15 protein-coding genes are annotated in these 15,631 nt (G+C 71.1%); 6 read left to right on the top strand and 9 right to left on the bottom strand.

Annotated elements, in window-relative coordinates:
- The first annotated feature begins 45 nt into the window (after nt 1-45).
- A complete protein-coding gene (locus tag D581_RS0124915) occupies nt 46-1,041 on the top strand; it encodes a C40 family peptidase (protein WP_018959911.1) in 996 nt (331 codons plus the stop codon).
- A gap of 411 nt (nt 1,042-1,452) precedes the next feature.
- The gene (locus D581_RS0124910; RefSeq protein ID WP_018959910.1) at nt 1,453-2,184 is read left to right on the top strand and encodes a phosphatase PAP2 family protein; all 732 of its coding nucleotides are present in this window, start codon (nt 1,453-1,455) and stop codon (nt 2,182-2,184) included.
- A 192-nt stretch (nt 2,185-2,376) separates the two neighbouring features.
- On the opposite strand, the gene D581_RS0124905 is transcribed toward D581_RS0124910, so the two are convergent.
- Nucleotides 2,377-2,661, bottom strand: coding sequence for a hypothetical protein (locus D581_RS0124905; RefSeq protein ID WP_018959909.1), 285 nt, complete (start codon nt 2,659-2,661; stop codon nt 2,377-2,379).
- A gap of 201 nt (nt 2,662-2,862) precedes the next feature.
- Here D581_RS0124905 and D581_RS0124900 point away from each other — a divergent pair, with 201 nt between their 5' ends.
- The gene (locus tag D581_RS0124900) at nt 2,863-3,723 is read left to right on the top strand and encodes an SCO4651 family lipoprotein (RefSeq protein WP_018959908.1); all 861 of its coding nucleotides are present in this window, start codon (nt 2,863-2,865) and stop codon (nt 3,721-3,723) included.
- Between the two features lie 229 nt (nt 3,724-3,952).
- Nucleotides 3,953-4,162 (top strand): hypothetical protein, encoded by a 210-nt coding sequence (locus tag D581_RS0124895; RefSeq protein ID WP_018959907.1) that lies wholly within the window; start codon nt 3,953-3,955, stop codon nt 4,160-4,162.
- A 43-nt stretch (nt 4,163-4,205) separates the two neighbouring features.
- On the opposite strand, the gene D581_RS0124890 is transcribed toward D581_RS0124895, so the two are convergent.
- Nucleotides 4,206-4,589 (bottom strand): metal-sensitive transcriptional regulator, encoded by a 384-nt coding sequence (locus tag D581_RS0124890; RefSeq protein WP_026290882.1) that lies wholly within the window; start codon nt 4,587-4,589, stop codon nt 4,206-4,208.
- 320 nt (nt 4,590-4,909) lie between these two features.
- Between D581_RS0124890 and D581_RS0124885 the strand changes: the two genes are divergently transcribed.
- Together D581_RS0124885 and D581_RS0124880 are read left to right on the top strand one after the other, a co-directional pair.
- Nucleotides 4,910-5,530 (top strand): DUF47 domain-containing protein, encoded by a 621-nt coding sequence (locus D581_RS0124885; protein ID WP_026290881.1) that lies wholly within the window; start codon nt 4,910-4,912, stop codon nt 5,528-5,530.
- Nucleotides 5,531-5,535: 5 nt separating this feature from the next.
- The gene (locus D581_RS0124880; protein WP_018959904.1) at nt 5,536-6,534 is read left to right on the top strand and encodes an inorganic phosphate transporter; all 999 of its coding nucleotides are present in this window, start codon (nt 5,536-5,538) and stop codon (nt 6,532-6,534) included.
- 220 nt (nt 6,535-6,754) lie between these two features.
- On the opposite strand, the gene pstB is transcribed toward D581_RS0124880, so the two are convergent.
- The 7 genes from pstB to D581_RS0124845 form a co-directional block, all read right to left on the bottom strand.
- Nucleotides 6,755-7,531, bottom strand: a complete 777-nt coding sequence (gene pstB / locus D581_RS0124875) for a phosphate ABC transporter ATP-binding protein PstB (RefSeq protein WP_018959903.1) — start codon at nt 7,529-7,531, stop codon at nt 6,755-6,757.
- 39 nt (nt 7,532-7,570) lie between these two features.
- The gene (gene pstA / locus D581_RS0124870; RefSeq protein WP_018959902.1) at nt 7,571-8,653 is read right to left on the bottom strand and encodes a phosphate ABC transporter permease PstA; all 1,083 of its coding nucleotides are present in this window, start codon (nt 8,651-8,653) and stop codon (nt 7,571-7,573) included.
- On the bottom strand, nt 8,650-9,642 hold the full coding sequence (gene pstC, locus D581_RS0124865) for a phosphate ABC transporter permease subunit PstC (protein WP_026290880.1): 993 nt from the start codon (nt 9,640-9,642) through the stop codon (nt 8,650-8,652). Before pstC ends, pstA begins: the two co-directional genes overlap by 4 nt.
- 200 nt (nt 9,643-9,842) lie before the next feature.
- Nucleotides 9,843-10,979 carry a phosphate ABC transporter substrate-binding protein PstS gene (gene pstS, locus D581_RS0124860; protein WP_018959900.1) on the bottom strand — a complete coding sequence of 379 codons (1,137 nt, stop codon included), beginning with the start codon at nt 10,977-10,979 and terminating at the stop codon, nt 9,843-9,845.
- 314 nt (nt 10,980-11,293) lie between these two features.
- Nucleotides 11,294-11,746, bottom strand: coding sequence for an NUDIX hydrolase (locus D581_RS0124855; protein WP_018959899.1), 453 nt, complete (start codon nt 11,744-11,746; stop codon nt 11,294-11,296).
- Nucleotides 11,743-13,032 carry a CHAD domain-containing protein gene (locus D581_RS0124850; RefSeq protein WP_018959898.1) on the bottom strand — a complete coding sequence of 430 codons (1,290 nt, stop codon included), beginning with the start codon at nt 13,030-13,032 and terminating at the stop codon, nt 11,743-11,745. The genes D581_RS0124855 and D581_RS0124850 overlap by 4 nt, the downstream gene beginning before the upstream one ends.
- Entirely contained in the window at nt 13,019-15,268 is a 2,250-nt protein-coding gene (locus tag D581_RS0124845) for an RNA degradosome polyphosphate kinase (protein ID WP_018959897.1), read from the bottom strand. Before D581_RS0124845 ends, D581_RS0124850 begins: the two co-directional genes overlap by 14 nt.
- Nucleotides 15,269-15,631: the final 363 nt, after the last annotated feature.

The raw sequence follows: 15,631 nt of genomic DNA, 5'->3' as shown, positions 1-15,631 counted from the left end.
AAGCGCGCCCCGATGGGGGATGGTTGAGGGGTGCGGAAATTCTGGGTGTTCGGTGGCATCGGCGTCGGCATGGTCATGTGCTTCCTGGCGCTGCTCGTCGTCGGTACGTACTCCGCCGCCGCCGGGCTCGCCGGGTCGGGGGGCGGCGGCGCCGTCGCGCTGGCCAAGGGGGCGGTCCCGGCGCGGTTCCAGCCGCTGGTGCAGAAGTGGGGCAACCTCTGCCCCGCCATCAACCCGGCGCTGCTGGCCGCGCAGTTGTACCAGGAGAGCGGCTGGAACCCACAGGCGCAGAGCCACGCCGCCGCGCAGGGCATCGCCCAGTTCATCCCCGGTACGTGGGCCACGCACGGGATCGACGGCAACGGCGACGGCAAGCGGGACGTGTGGGATCCCGCCGACGCGATCCCCTCGGCCGCCTCGTACGACTGCGAGCTCGCCGGGTACGTGAAGAAGGTGCCGGGCGACCCGACGAGCAACATGCTCGCCGCGTACAACGCCGGCGCCTACGCGGTGATCAAGTACGGCGGCGTCCCGCCGTACAAGGAGACGCAGAACTACGTCAGGATCATCCGCTCGCTGGAGAAGAGCTTCGCCCGGCCCGTCGGCCGCGTCGCGCCCTCCCGGCAGGCCGCCGGGGCCATCTACTTCGCACAGAAGAAGCTCGGCACGCCGTATCTGTGGGGCGGCAACGGTACGCCGGAGCAGCAGGGCCGGTTCGACTGTTCGGGGCTGACCCAGGCGGCGTACCGGACCGTCGGCATCGAGCTGCCGCGCGTCGCCAACGACCAGTACAACGCGGGCCCGCATCCCTCGCGGGACGAGCTGCTCCCGGGGGATCTGGTGTTCTTCTCCGACGACCTCACCAACTCGCGTGCGATCCGGCACGTCGGGATGTACATCGGGGGCGGCTATATGATCAACGCGCCGTTCACCGGGTCGGTCATCCGGTTCGACAAGATCGACACGCCGGACTACTTCGGTGCGACACGGGTCACCAAGGACGGCGCCGCCGCCCTTCCGACGGATCTGCCCACAGGGTGACGGATGTCTCCCGGATGGCTCCCGCACACCTCCCGGTGGCTGCCGGTGGTTCCGGCGTCTCCCGTACGGGCGTGGCCTTCGGGGCTTCCGGAGCGGCCAAGGGTGCTGACGGGCAGTCGGCCGTGGCCGGAACTCTCTGTGAAGCCTGGGCCCTGAGCTGCGATGACGAGTCACTCTTCGATAACGTCATGGTGATCATTCGGTGGAGAGCGGAACGCACACGACGGCCGGGCCGTTCCCTGGACAGGGGACGGGAACGGCACGCGCACTGACCACGCGTCGCGGTGACGCGGTACGGCGATGCTGTGCGGTGCGGTAGCGGACAGCACCGGACACGGGGGTTCGACCACGGCGGCGTGCAAGGACGCGCGTCGCAGCAGAAGAAGCAGACAAGGCAAGGGGCCGCAGCAGATGGCTGGACTCGAACTCGACGGGTCGAACCCGGACGTCAGTCTGCTCTACGACATCAACGGCCTCGCGAAGGCCGCTCCGACCTGGTTCGACCGGGTCATGGAGTTCGTCGGCGAGTACGGGATCATGTTCGGCCTGGTGCTGGTGGGCCTGTGGTGCTGGTGGAGCTTGCGCAAGCGCGGGACGGCCGAGGACTCGGTGACGGCTGCCGCCGCCATCGTCTGGGCGCCGCTCGCCGCCGCCATCGCGATCCTCGTCAACGTCCCGATCCGCGGTTTCGTCGAACGGCCGCGCCCGTTCTACGACCACGAAGGCCTTGAGGTCCTGATCCACGGCAAGACGGACTTCTCGTTCGTCAGCGACCACTCCACCCTGGCGATGGGCATCGCCGTCGGCATCTTCGTGGCGAACCGGAAGTTCGGCTTCGTCGCGATCGGCCTCGCGCTCTTCGCCGGTTTCAGCCGGGTCTACATGGGCGTCCACTACCCGACCGACGTGATCGGCGGGTTCGCCCTCGGTACGGCGGTCGCCCTGCTGCTGGCCCCGCTCGCCATGGCGCTGCTGACCCCGCTGATGGCGGCGATCGCCCGCTCGCCGCGGGTGGGCTGGTTCGTCAGGTCGAAGAGCGCGGCCGTCGCGGACGCGGACGAGCACGGCGAGGCGATGGGCATCCCCGAGCCGCGGCCCGGTTCCGGCCGGGGCGACCCGGGGGAGAAGGACCTGGCCGCCTGACGGTCTCCGTCAGCCCGGTCAGCCCGGTCAGCCCGTCAGTCCCCGTCGGTCGCGGTCAGAACCTCGGTCAGCACCTCGGTTCTGCCGCCGTCCGTCTCCCTTATCTCCCCGCCCTTCTCTCCCGATCCCCCGGACGCCTCTGAGCGTCCGGGGGATCGTGCTTCGACCAGGTCCTGCGGGCGGGCGGGTGGGTCAGGGGGTGACGAGGTGTTTCGCGGCGTCGGTACGGGCCAGGTCCCGGGACCTGCGTGCCGGTCCCGACCAGCCGCAGGAGCAGCGGGCCAGGCAGAACGAGCCGCGTTCGATCGTCCTGGCGCTGTGCCCGGCCGGCGGGCCGGGCGGGGGAGCGGAGTCGGAGTCGGACGGGGGCCCCGGGGCGGCGGGGGCCAGGACCACGACGGGGGCCGCCGAGGGAGCCGGGGCGGTCCGGGTGCGGGGGACGGTGGTGCGGGCCGGGGCGGGGAGATCCTCATGCACCCGACCACGGTACTGGCCGCAGCCGGCGAACGGGGGCCGCGCCCGGGCTTCTGCCCCCAGGGCACCGCACCCGGCGACGGCACCCAGGCTCCCCCCGCCGGCGCCGCAACGCGCCGGGGGCGCGTGACGGGGGGCGTCGGCGGTCGTTATGCGGGGCGGGTGAGGCTCGGCCGGGCGGTAGTCGTTGGGGGTTGGCAGGCGATGGTGGTGCAGCAGTACAGGGACGGAGGCAGGGCCCGTGCTGTTCGCGCCCTCGCCGCGGCCGGAGTGATCGCGGTCAGCGCCGGGTGTTTCGGCGGGGACGCGGGGAGCGGCGCGAGCGACGGTTCCGGGCGGCGCTCCGTGGCCGCCGATCGTCCGCTCGATCTGCTCGGGCAGGCGGCGGACGTCCTCGTAGAGGCGGGCGGCGCGGAGACCCGTACGTCGATGGAGACGGCGGCCGGCGGGACGCGGGTGACGATCCGGGGGCAGGGCGCGTACGACTTCCGCCGGCAGCTGGGGCGGCTCAAGGTGGTGCTGCCCGAGGAAGCCGCGGGTGCGGACGGACACCGTCCGATCACCGAGCTGCTGGCCCCGGGGACGCTGTACATGAAGAACCGCGGTGCCGGGGTGCCCGACGACAAGTGGGTCAGGATCGACACGACCACGCTGAAGGACGGCAACCTCCTCACCGGCGGGGTCACCGACCCGATGGCGGCGGCCGAACTGCTGCGCGGCGCGGCCGATGTGACCTATGCGGGGAAGTCCGAGCTGGCCGGGGTGCCGGTGCATCACTACCGGGGGGTCGCGGATCTGGGCCGGGCGGCCCGGGCCGCGTCGCCGCAGTCGCGCGGGGCCCTGAGCGCGGCGGCGAAAGGGTTCAGCAAGGACGCCGTCCCGTTCGACGCCTACCTGGACGAGGACGGCCGGCTGCGGAAGGTGCGGCACCGGTTCACGTTCTCCGCCGAGGGCCCGGAGGTGTCGGTGGTCTCGACGCTGCTGCTGTACGGGTTCGGACTGCCGGTCACGGTGAACCTGCCGGGCGAGGACGCCATCTATACCGGTGAGATCCGGCAGGGGTGAGGGCGGCGGGGCCGCCGGGCGACGGGACCGGGCGGCGTCGCGTGTTGGCGGCTGGGGCTGCCGGGACGGGCGGCGTCGGTGTTGGCGGCCTGGACGGGCCGGGTGGCGGGGTCGGTTGGGAGGGGGCGCAAAATGGTCCGTCCGTGCCATGCGCGGTGCCTGTCGCGCTCCCTAGGCTGGGAAGCCGGTGTGCCAGGGGCAGGTGACGGCCGGGAGACGGCAGAGAGAGGTGACGCAGGTGGTGACGCTCAGCGCTCCGAACGCTCAGGACTGTGTGGCCCTCGCCGAGATCGAGCTGTGCGGCGAGCTGATGATCGCCGCGTCGGCGGCGGGCGAGGAACGCCTCAGCCGCGACCGGATCGACGAAGTGCTCGACGTACGCGGTGCGGAGTCCTGGGCGACGGCGACGGTCCCCCGGCAGGCCGCTCGCCGGGGGTGACGCCCGCTTCCCTCCGCACCGCCACCGCTCACGGGGTCGCGCCTCAGGTGCGGAGCAGGCGGGCGATGGCCTTCGTGGCCTCCTCGACCTTCGCGTCGACCTCCTCGCCGCCCTTGACGGCCGCGTCGGCGACACAGTGGCGCAGGTGCTCCTCCAGCAGCTGGAGGGCGAAGGACTGGAGTGCCTTGGTGGACGCCGACACCTGGGTGAGTATGTCGATGCAGTAGACGTCCTCGTCGACCATGCGCTGGAGGCCTCGGATCTGGCCCTCGATGCGGCGGAGCCGTTTGAGGTGCTCGTCCTTCTGGTGGTGGTAGCCGTGAATGCCGCGGTCGTGGTCGGTGACGATGTCCACGGGGGCGACCGCCCCCGCGTCCGGGGCCGCCACGCCCGTAGATTCCGTCCCTGTGGTCCCGGTCGTGGTCATCTGCGTCCTCCCGTTGCTGTCCTCTGAGTGTCCCTGCCGGTAAGTGTCCCTGCCGGAACGGGGAAATGCGGAACCCTCGGGCCCACCGTTGTGCGCGGGGGCCGTGCCGGACGATTCCGCCGCCCTGCCCCGCCCGCGCCACGCCGTGCGGTATTGATACCCCTGCTGGGTATATGGTACCGAATCCCGCCGAACCGTGACCGGGGGTCCGTGCTGTTCGCCGTGTCCGATGGGCGACACTGAAGAACGCCGGTTAGCCGTGGCCGGATGATGCGCCTAGCATCAGCCTGACCGAATCCAAAGCACCCCGAGGACCCCACGTGCGCTTTCGTCTGACCCCCAGGGAGACGAGCTTCTACGACATGTTCTCCGCGTCCGCGGACAACATTGTCACGGGCTCGAAACTCCTGATGGAACTGCTCGGGGCGGATTCTGCCTCCCGAGTCGAGATCGCGGAGCGTATGCGGGCAGCGGAGCACGCGGGGGACGATGCCACCCACGCGATCTTCCACCAGCTGAACTCCTCCTTCATCACGCCGTTCGACCGCGAGGACATCTACAAGCTGGCGTCCTCGCTCGACGACATCATGGACTTCATGGAGGAGGCCGTCGACCTGGTCGTCCTCTACCAGGTCCAGGAGCTGCCCAAGGGCGTCGAGAAGCAGATCGAGGTGCTGGCCCGGGCGGCGGAACTGACCGCCGAGGCCATGCCGGGGCTGCGGACCATGGACAACCTCACCGAGTACTGGATCGAGATCAACCGTCTGGAGAACCAGGCCGATCAGGTCCACCGCAAGCTGCTGGCCCAGCTCTTCAACGGCAAGTACGACGCCATGGAGGTGCTGAAGCTCAAGCAGATCGTGGATGTGCTGGAAGAGGCGGCTGACGCGTTCGAGCACGTCGCGAACACCGTGGAGACCATCGCGGTCAAGGAGTCCTGAACCTCGTGGACACCTTTGCGCTGATCGTGACCATCGGTGTCGCGCTCGGCTTCACGTATACGAACGGCTTCCACGACTCGGCGAACGCCATCGCCACCTCGGTCTCCACCCGGGCGCTGACCCCGCGTGCCGCGCTGGCGATGGCGGCGGTGATGAACCTCGCGGGCGCCTTCCTGGGCCAGGGGGTCGCCAAGACCGTCAGCGAGGGCCTGATCGCGACGCCCGTGGGGCAGAAGGGGATGGGGATCCTGTTCGCGGCGCTGGTCGGCGCGATCATCTGGAACCTCATCACCTGGTACTACGGCCTCCCCTCCTCGTCCTCGCACGCCCTGTTCGGCGGCATGGTCGGGGCGGCGCTGGCCGGCGGCACGGACGTCATCTGGTCCGGGGTGCTGGAGAAGGTCGTCATCCCGATGTTCATCTCCCCGTTCGTCGGCCTGATCGTCGGCTATCTGGTGATGGTCGGCATCATGTGGATCTTCCGGAACGCCAACCCGCACAAGGCAAAGCGCGGCTTCCGGATCGCGCAGACGGTCTCGGCGGCGGGCATGGCGCTCGGCCACGGCCTCCAGGACGCGCAGAAGACGATGGGCATCGTCGTGATGGCCCTGGTCATCGCGGACATCGAGGGCCCCAACGACGAGATCCCCGTCTGGGTCAAGGTCGCCTGTGCGCTGATGCTCTCGCTGGGCACGTACGCGGGTGGCTGGCGCATCATGCGAACCCTCGGCCGCAAGATCATCGAGCTGGACCCGCCGCAGGGCTTCGCGGCGGAGACGACCGGCGCCACGATCATGTTCGGTTCGGCGTACCTGTTCCACGCGCCGATCTCGACGACGCACGTCATCACCTCCGCGATCATGGGCGTCGGGGCCACCAAGCGGGTGAACGCGGTGCGCTGGGGCGTCGCGAAGAACATCATCCTGGGCTGGTTCATCACCATGCCGGCCGCGGCGCTGGTCGCGGCGCTGAGCTACGGGGCGGTTCTCCTGCTCTTCGGCTGAGCCGCCGGTGCGCGGTGATCCGACCGGGTTGGTTACACGTGTGGGTCCGCCCCCGTTCTCGTACGAGAACGGGGGCGGACCCTTTCGCCTTGTGGTGGCACCGCCATGCAGCACCGCAAGGCCGTCTGTGGGGTGGGACGGAGGGGCGTGGCCGGCCGGGGTGGCCGTGAGAGCCGTCCCGGGGTGGCCGGGACGGCCGGGGTGGCCGTCCCGGGGTGGCTCAGCCGAAGCGGCCGGAGATGTAGTCCTCCGTGGCCTGGACCGACGGGTTGGAGAAGATCCGTTCCGTCTCGTCGATCTCGATGAGACGGCCGGGCTTGCCGACCGCCGAGAGGTTGAAGAACGCGGTGCGGTCCGAGACGCGGGCCGCCTGCTGCATGTTGTGCGTCACGATGACGATCGTGAAGCGCTCCTTCAGCTCGCCGATCAGGTCCTCGATGGCGAGCGTCGAGATCGGGTCCAGCGCCGAGCACGGCTCGTCCATCAGCAGGACCTGCGGCTCGACCGCGATGGCGCGGGCGATGCACAGGCGCTGCTGCTGGCCGCCGGAGAGTCCGGAGCCGGGCTTGTTGAGGCGGTCCTTGACCTCGTTCCAGAGGTTCGCGCCGCGCAGGGACCTCTCCACGACGTCGTTGAGCTCGCTCTTGCGGTAGCTGCCGTTCAGCCGCAGCCCGGCCGCCACGTTGTCGAAGATCGACATGGTGGGGAAGGGGTTGGGGCGCTGGAAGACCATGCCGATCGTGCGGCGGACGGTGACCGGGTCGACGCCGGGTCCGTACAGGTCCTCGTCGTCCAGCAGCACCTTGCCCTCGACGCGGCCGCCGGGGGTGACCTCGTGCATCCGGTTGAGGGTGCGCAGGAAGGTGGACTTGCCGCAGCCGGACGGGCCGATGAACGCCGTCACGGAGCGGGGCTCCACCGTCATCGAGATGTCCTCGATGGCCTTGTGGCTGCCGTAGTAGGCGGTCAGGCCGCCGATGTCGATGCGCTTGGCCATGGAAATCACTGCTTCTTTCGGGGGTCGCTGTTGGCCGCGTCAGCGACCGGTCTTCGGGGCCTTCCAGCGGGCGATGCCGCGAGCCACCAGATTGAGGATCATGACGAAGGCGATCAGGACCAGGGCGGCGGCCCAGGCGCGGTCGTAGGACGCGGCCTCGCCGATCCGGTACTGCTCGTAGATGTAGAAGGGCAGCGAGGACTGGGCGCCTTCGAAGGGGTTCGTGTTGATCAGCTGGCTGCCGAAGACCAGCAGGATGATCGGCGCGGTCTCACCTGCGATACGGGCGATGGCGAGCATGACGCCCGTGGTGATGCCGCCGATCGCGGTGGGCAGGACCACCTTCAGGATGGTGCGCCACTTCGGGATGCCGAGGGCGAGGGAGGCCTCGCGCAGTTCGTTGGGGACGAGCTTGAGCATCTCCTCGGTGGAGCGAACCACGACGGGGACCATCAGGATCGTCAGGGCCAGCGCGCCCATCAGGCCGGAGGGCTCCAGGTCGAACATCAGCATGATCGACAGGATGAAGAGACCGGCCACGATGGACGGGATGCCCGTCATCACGTCGACGAAGAATGTGACGGCCTTGGCCAGCGAGCCCTTACCGTACTCGACGAGGTACACGGCGGTCAGCAGGCCGAGCGGGGCGGAGATCACCGTGGCGATGCCGACCTGCTCCAGGGTGCCGACCAGCGCGTGATAGACGCCGCCGCTGGCCTCGGAACCGAGCACACCGGCCATCGAGTGGGTGAGGAAGTATCCGTCCAGGCGCTCCGCGCCGCGGACGATCGTCGTCCACAGCAGCGAGGCCAGCGGGACGACGGCGATCAGGAAGCAGACCCACATCACGCTGGTGGCGAGGCGGTCCTTGGCCTGGCGCTGGTTCTCGACGACCGTCGTGGCGATGTAGGAGATGGCGACGAAGAGCAGGGCGGAGATCAGGCCCCACTGGATGCGGCTCTCCCACCCGGCGGCCAGCGAGACGCCGACGCCGAGCGCGACCGAGACGACGGCGAAGCCGAGCGGCGCGAGGCGGGGAAGGGAGCGGCTGCCGAGGCTGCTCTGGGGACCGGGTGACGCGGGCTTCGGGCGCTCGATGACGCCGGTGGGTGCGTGGCTCATGCGTTGGCCCCCGAGTACTCCTTGCGGCGGGCGATGATGAGCCGGGCCGCGCCGTTGACCAGCAGGGTGAGGACGAAGAGGACGAGGCCGGAGGCGATCAGGGCGTCCCGCCCGAACGCGTCGGCCTCACCGAACTTGGCCGCGATGTTCTGGGCGAACGTCCCGCCGCCCGGGTTGAGCACGTGCAGCGAGATGAGGAAGCTCGGGGAGAGGACCGTGGCGACGGCCATCGTCTCGCCTAGCGCGCGGCCGAGGCCGAGCATCGAGGCGGAGATGATGCCGGAGCGGCCGAAGGGCAGCACCGAGAGGCGGATGACCTCCCAGCGGGTGGCGCCGAGCGCGAGCGCGGCCTCCTCGTTCATCTTCGGGACCTGGAGGAAGACCTCGCGGCTGACGCTGGTCACGATCGGCAGGATCATGATCGCGAGCAGGATGCCGACGGTGAAGAGCGAGCGGGCGACGCCGACCTCGGTCTTCTCGAAGATGTACGTCCAGCCGAAGAACTGGTCGAGCCAGAGGTTCAGGCCCTCCAGGTACGGCACCAGGACGAGCGCGCCCCAGATGCCGTAGACGATGCTCGGCACGGCGGCCAGCAGGTCGACCACGTACGCGATGGGGGCGGCCAGCTTGCGCGGCGCGTAGTGCGAGATGAACAGGGCGATGCCGACAGCGATCGGAACCGCGATGACCATCGCGATGATCGAGCTGACGACGGTGCCGAAGAGCAGGACCGCGATGCCGAAGACCGGCGGGTCCCCGGCCGGGTTCCAGTCGAAGGTGGTGAGGAAGTTGCCCTCGTTCTTCGAGATGGCGAGCACCGAGCGGTAGGTGAGGAACACGGCGATCGATGCCATGATCACGAGCAGCAGGATGCCCGAGCCGCGGGAGAGGCCCAGGAAGATCTTGTCGCCCATGCGCCCGGTGGACCGGGGGCTGGGCCGCGTGACCGGCGGCGCCGGTGGCGTGTCTATCGGTGTGGTGGAAGCCATGGTCTTTCCGGTCTGTGTGGGGGAGCGGTGTGCTCCCCTGGCGGCGGTGCACCGGATGGAGAGTGGGGCGGGAGGCGGGCCGGTCCGGAGGGGTGCGCCGGGCCGGCCTGCCGGTGGCGCGTCACGTCGGTGGCGCGGGGCGCCGTCGACGGGTTACGCCGGTGGGCGGGCGGGCCCGGCGGGGCCCGGCCGCCCGGGTGTTACGAGAGGGAGCCGATGGTCTCGCGGACCTTGGCGTTGATCTCGGCCGGGATCGGGGCGTAGCCGGCGTCGGTCAGGATCTTCTGGCCGTCGTCGGAGGCGGCGTAGGAGAGGAAGGACTTGACGGTGTCGAGCGTCTCGGGCTTGTTGCCGCTGTCGCAGACGACCTCGTACGTCACCAGGACCAGCGGGTAGGCGCCCTCGGCCTTGGTGGTGTAGTCGAGGTCGAGCGCCAGGTCCTTGCCGGTGCCCTTGACCTTGGCGGCGGCGATGGCCTTGGAGGCGTTCTCCGAGGTGGCCTTCACCGGGGCGGCGCCACCGGTGTTGATGTCCACGGTCGGGATGGACTGGGACTTGGCGTAGGAGAGCTCGAAGTAGCCGATCGCACCGTCGACCTGCTTGACCTGGGCGGCGACGCCGGAGGAGCCGGACGCGGCCTGGCCACCGGGGGCCGGCCACTTCTTCTCGGCCTCGTACTTCCACTCGTTCGGGGCCGCGGCGCCGAGGTACTTGCCGAGGTTCTGCGTGGTGCCGGAGTCCTCGGAGCGGTGGAAGGCCTGGATCGCCTTGTCCGGCAGCTCGACGCCGTCGTTCAGCTTGGCGATCGCCGGGTCGTTCCACTTCTTGATCTTGCTGTCGAAGATCTTGGCGAGGGTCGGGGCGTCCAGCGTGAGGCTGTCGACGCCCTCCAGCTTGAAGCCGATCGCGACCGGGCCGCCGACCATCGGCAGGTTGATGCCCTGGCCGGTCTTGCACATCTTCTTGGAGTCGGCGACCTCCTCGGGCTTCAGCGCCGAGTCGGAGCCGGCGAAGCCGACGGTGCCCTGGTTGAAGGCGACGATGCCCTCGCCGGAGGAGGAGGAGTTGTAGTTGATCTCCACGCCGGAACAGGCGGCCATGTAGTTCTTGACCCAGAGGTCCATGGCGTTCTTCTGAGCGCTGGAGCCGGAGGCGCGCAGCTGGCCCTTGGCCTTGCCGCAGTCGACGTCCGACGCGGCGGTCGTCTTCTCGCCCGTTCCGGCCGTACCGCCGCCGGTGTTGTCGTCCGAACCGCACGCCGTGAGGACCAGGGCGCCGGAGACGGCGAGGGCACCGAGCGCGGTGGCACGAAGCCGGTTCTTGCGCTGAAGCTTCACTTTCGGGTGTTCCTTCCAGGAGCCGCCGTGGTCAGTTCGTTCTACGACGGCGTGCGATGAGGAGCGGTGCTGTGGCTTGCCGCCGCGCACCGTGTACGTCCGAAATTAGGCAGAACAGGTGAAGCCGCCGACGGGGGAGAGTGAACGGCAGGTGAACCGTGTCGGGCAGGTGGGTGCGGGCCGGTCCGGGACGGTGGCCCGGGCGCGGCGCGGAACGCGGATCCGGGCCGGTTCGGAACGCGGATCGGGGCGGGTCGGAGCGCAGGTCAGGGCGCGGTTCAGGGCGCAGGTCAGAGCGCAGGTCAGGGCACGGTTCAGGGCGCGCCGAGGGCGTCCAGCAGGGCGGTCAGCTGCCGGACGTCGCGGGGCTGGGTGAGCCGGACCCGGGCGGCGTCGGGGGCCAGCCACAGGATGCGGTCCACCTCGTCGTTGGCGGTGAAGGAGCCGCCGGTCGCCTCGGCCGCCCAGTAGGCGACCTCCTTGGGCCGGCCGTCCACCGGGTAGCGGGAGGTCGGCAGCCGGTCCCCGGGGGCGCACTGGTGGCCGGTCTCCTCCAGCACTTCCCGTACGGCGGCGGCCAGCGGGTCCTCGCCGCGCTTCAGTTTCCCTTTGGGGAAGGACCAGTCGTCGTAGCGGGGCCGGTGGACCAGGCAGACCTCGACCCCGCCCCCGCCCGGGGCGCGGCGCCAGAGCACGCAGCCCGCGGCCCGGACGGTGCCGGCGCGGTTCTTCACGGGCCGCCCGGTGGCTCCCGGGTCCCCGCTCATGGGGTGCTCAGGGCCGCTGCGTACGGCCAGGTCTCCCGGAAGACGGCCCGTGCCGCCTCCACCTCGTGGCGCTGGTCCGCGTGGAGCACGCCCAGCGCGTACGCCGTGGCCGGGGCGATCCGGGGGGTGCGGGCCGCAGCTGCCGCCGCCCCGGCCGCCTCCACGGCGTCCCGGTGCAGGTCGAGGGCGTGGCCCGCGCCGGTCAGGGCCGGGTCGGTGGCGCCGAGGACGACCTCGTGGGCGTACCGGTGCAGCCGCAGCAGCAGGCGGGTCTGGTGCCACGCCGCGTCCTGCGCCTCGTTGTACGGCTCCGAGTCGTCGGGCGGCAGGGCGGCCACGGCGGTGAGGAGGCGTTGCTCGGCGTGTTCGGCGGGCTCCAGGAGTGCCTCGGCGGTCCGGCCCGCGGGGCCAGGGGCCAGGGGGACGTCGGAGGCCAGGAGCGCCACGGCGTCGGCGACCGCGTGGAAGCGGGAGGAGCCGAGCGCCTGGAGGGCCGCGGAGTGGGACCGGGTCCGGGCGAGGGTGAGGCGGCGTTCCAGCAGCGCCCCCGCCCGTGCGGCGCCCACCCCGAGGGCGGCGCGGCCCTGGAGGTCGGAGGCGGCGCCGTCCCCGGCGGCCCGGACGCCCCGGGCGGCGGGGAGAGCGGGGCCGGAGAGCTGGTGCAGGGCCTCGACGAGCCGGGTGAGGCGGCCCGCGTAGGCGTGTTCGCGCGCGAGGATGCCGGAGAGCCAGGCCAGTTCGGCGCGGAGCTGATCGGCCCAGAGCGGGTCGAGCGCGGCCCGGAAGGTGTGCAGAGCGCCGCTGATCCGGCGGGCCGAGCGGCGCAGTGCGCGGGTGGCGGCCGCGGCGTCGTGGCCGCCGGAGTCCGCGGGGGCGCTGTGCTCGTGGTGCAGGCGCAGGCTCCGCAGGAACTCGGCGGCCTGCCCCCGGAGGTAGGGCGCGAGGACCGCCTCCGTGGTCAGCTCCCCGGTACGGCGGGAGCCGGCGGGGTCCGGGGGGCGAGCTGCCCCCGTGGTGCCGGCGCGCTGCCGCGCCCCCGGTTCCGTGGCGTCGGCGAGGCGCTGTGCCCCCGGGCCCGCGGCGTCGGAGAGTCGCCGTGCCCTCGGTCCCGTTGCGTCGGCGAGGCTCTGCGTCCCCGGTTCCGTGGTCTCGGCGAGGCGCTGTGTCCGCGGTTCCGTGGGGTGTGCCCCCGGTCCCGTTGCGTCGGCGGGCGGCGCGTCCGGTGGGGTGCCGGGGGCCGTGTCCTGCGTCGGCCGGGTCGTCGTCTGCTGGTCAGGGCGTCGCACGCCTGCGCCTCCGGGCGTCGATGAGCATTTCCTGGACGTGCCGCAGCGGCTGGCCGTCCGCGTCCGTGGCGTGCCGGGTCCAGTTCCCGTCGGGGCCCAGGTGCCAGGAGGCGGTGGTGTCGGCCATACCGGTCTCCAGGAGTCGGCTGAGTGCGGCGCGGTGGGCGGGGTCGGTGACCCGGACCAGGGCTTCGATCCGGCGGTCGAGGTTGCGGTGCATCATGTCGGCGCTGCCGAACCACACCTCGGGCTCGCCGCCGTTGCCGAAGGAGAAGACCCGGGAGTGTTCGAGGAAGCGGCCGAGTATGGAGCGGACCCGGATGTTCTCGGAGAGCCCGGCGACGCCGGGGCGGATCGCGCAGATCCCGCGTACCCAGATGTCGACGGGGACGCCCGCCTGGGCGGCCCGGTAGCAGGCGTCGATGATCGCTTCGTCGACCATCGAGTTGACCTTGATCCGCACGTAGGCGGGGCGGCCCGCGCGGTGGTGGGCGATCTCCTTGTTGATCCGGGCGATCAGCCCGTCGCGCAGGGACTTCGGGGCGACCAGGAGGCGGCGGTAGGTCTCGCGGCGGGAGTAGCCGGAGAGCCGGTTGAACAGGTCGGAGAGGTCCGCCCCGACCTGCGGGTCGGCCGTGAGCAGGCCGAGGTCCTCGTACAGCCGGGCCGTCTTGGGGTGGTAGTTGCCGGTGCCGACGTGGGAGTAGCGGCGCAGCGTGTCGCCCTCCTGGCGGACGACGAGGGAGAGCTTGCAGTGGGTCTTCAGCCCGACGAGGCCGTACACGACGTGGCAGCCGGACTCCTCCAGCTTGCGGGCCCACTTGATGTTGGCCTGCTCGTCGAAGCGGGCCTTGATCTCGACGAGGACGAGGACCTGCTTGCCGGACTCGGCGGCGTCGATGAGGGCGTCCACTATCGGGGAGTCGCCGGAGGTGCGGTACAGCGTCTGCTTGATGGCCAGCACGTCCGGGTCGCCCGCCGCCTGCTCCAGGAACGCCTGGACGGAGGTGGAGAACGAGTCGTACGGGTGGTGGAGCAGGACGTCGCGCTCGCGCAGGGCGGCGAATATGTCGGGCGCGGAGGCGGACTCCACCTCGGCCAGGTCCCGGTGGGTGCCCGCGATGAACTTGGGGAACTTCAGCTCCGGCCGGTCCAGCGAGGCGATGGCGAAGAGCCCGGTCAGGTCGAGCGGTCCGGGCAGCGGGTAGACCTCCGCGTCGGACACCTTCAGCTCGCGGACCAGCAGGTCCAGGACGTACGGGTCGATGGACTCCTCGACCTCCAGGCGGACCGGCGGGCCGAACCGGCGGCGCATGAGCTCCTTCTCCAGGGCCTGGAGGAGGTTCTCCGCGTCGTCCTCCTCGACCTCCAGGTCCTCGTTCCTGGTGACCCGGAACATGTGGTGCGCCAGCACCTCCATGCCCGGGAACAGCTCCTCCAGGTGCGCCGCGATGATGTCCTCGATGGGGACGTACCGCTGGGGCGAGGCCTCCAGGAAGCGGGTCAGCAGCGGCGGGACCTTGACCCGGGCGAAGTGGCGGTGGCCGCTGACCGGGTTGCGGACGACGACGGCGAGGTTGAGGGAGAGCCCGGAGATGTACGGGAAGGGGTGCGCGGGGTCGACGGCCAGCGGGGTCAGGACCGGGAAGACGCGCTGCCGGAAGAAGGTGAACAGGCGGGCCTGCTCCTTCTCGGTCAGGTCCGGCCAGCGGATCAGCTGGATGCCCTCGTCGGACAGGTCGGGGGCGATGTCCTGCTGGTAGCAGGCGGCGTGCCGGGCCATGAGTTCGCGCGAGCGGGTCCAGATGAGGTCCAGGACCTCGCGGGGCTGGAGGCCGGAGGCGGAGCGGGTGGCGACGCCGGTGGCGATGCGGCGCTTGAGGCCGGCCACCCGGACCATGAAGAACTCGTCCAGGTTCGACGCGAAGATGGCGAGGAAGTTGGCCCGCTCCAGGATGGGCGTGTTCGGGTCCTCGGCCAGCTCCAGGACCCGTTCGTTGAACGCGAGCCAGCTGCGTTCGCGGTCCAGGAAGCGGCCCTGGGGCAGCTCATCGCCGTCCCGGTCGGGCTCGTAGGCGTCCGCGTCGGCGTCCAGATCGGGATCCAGATCGGCGGCGGTGGAGAAGCCGACCCCGTTGGAGGCGGGGGTGGCGTGCGGCCGGTGTGCGGCGAGTGAGCCGACGGACGGCTGGGCGGCGGGCTGGACCGGGACCTCGGAGCTGGGCTGCTGGCTCATGGACCTATTGTTCCGCGCTGAGCGCTCCTCAGGCGCGTCGGAGCCCGGAAAGATCGCGGAAGGCCCGGGAAACCCCGGGTCACGGCCGGGGGAGCCCTGAGTGGAGTTTCCCCGGGCTCTCCCGTTGCGGCGGGGGGCGGGCACAGCTGGCTGCATCCCGTGAGCGTCGCAAGGGCGTCTGAATGGCCGGTAACGGCGACATGACGTACAGGAAGCGGTGTGCCTGCGGGTGGGCCTCGTCGTCACTGTACGTGTTCGGCGCGCCGGGTTGCCGATCGGGGCGGGCGGGTGTTCGGCACGCTGGGCCTCCTCGGGGGCGGCCGTACGCGCCCGCCGCCCGGGCCCACCCCTCGCGGGGCCCGG

The sequence above is a fragment of the Streptomyces sp. CNB091 genome, from assembly GCF_000377965.1.
The sequence above is the reverse complement of the archived record's forward strand: the minus strand, read 5'-3'. Positions and strand labels throughout refer to the sequence as shown.

What these genes read in the sequence shown, in the direction of transcription:
- D581_RS0124910 (WP_018959910.1), top strand. Translation starts at nt 1,453, where the DNA reads ATGGCTGGACTCGAACTCGACGGGTCGAACCCGGACGTCAGTCTGCTC.
- D581_RS0124900 (WP_018959908.1), top strand. Translation starts at nt 2,863, where the DNA reads ATGGTGGTGCAGCAGTACAGGGACGGAGGCAGGGCCCGTGCTGTTCGC.
- D581_RS0124890 (WP_026290882.1), bottom strand. Translation starts at nt 4,589, where the DNA reads ATGACCACGACCGGGACCACAGGGACGGAATCTACGGGCGTGGCGGCC.
- pstB (WP_018959903.1), bottom strand. Translation starts at nt 7,531, where the DNA reads ATGGCCAAGCGCATCGACATCGGCGGCCTGACCGCCTACTACGGCAGC.
- pstA (WP_018959902.1), bottom strand. Translation starts at nt 8,653, where the DNA reads ATGAGCCACGCACCCACCGGCGTCATCGAGCGCCCGAAGCCCGCGTCA.
- pstC (WP_026290880.1), bottom strand. Translation starts at nt 9,642, where the DNA reads ATGGCTTCCACCACACCGATAGACACGCCACCGGCGCCGCCGGTCACG.
- D581_RS0124855 (WP_018959899.1), bottom strand. Translation starts at nt 11,746, where the DNA reads ATGAGCGGGGACCCGGGAGCCACCGGGCGGCCCGTGAAGAACCGCGCC.
- D581_RS0124845 (WP_018959897.1), bottom strand. Translation starts at nt 15,268, where the DNA reads ATGAGCCAGCAGCCCAGCTCCGAGGTCCCGGTCCAGCCCGCCGCCCAG.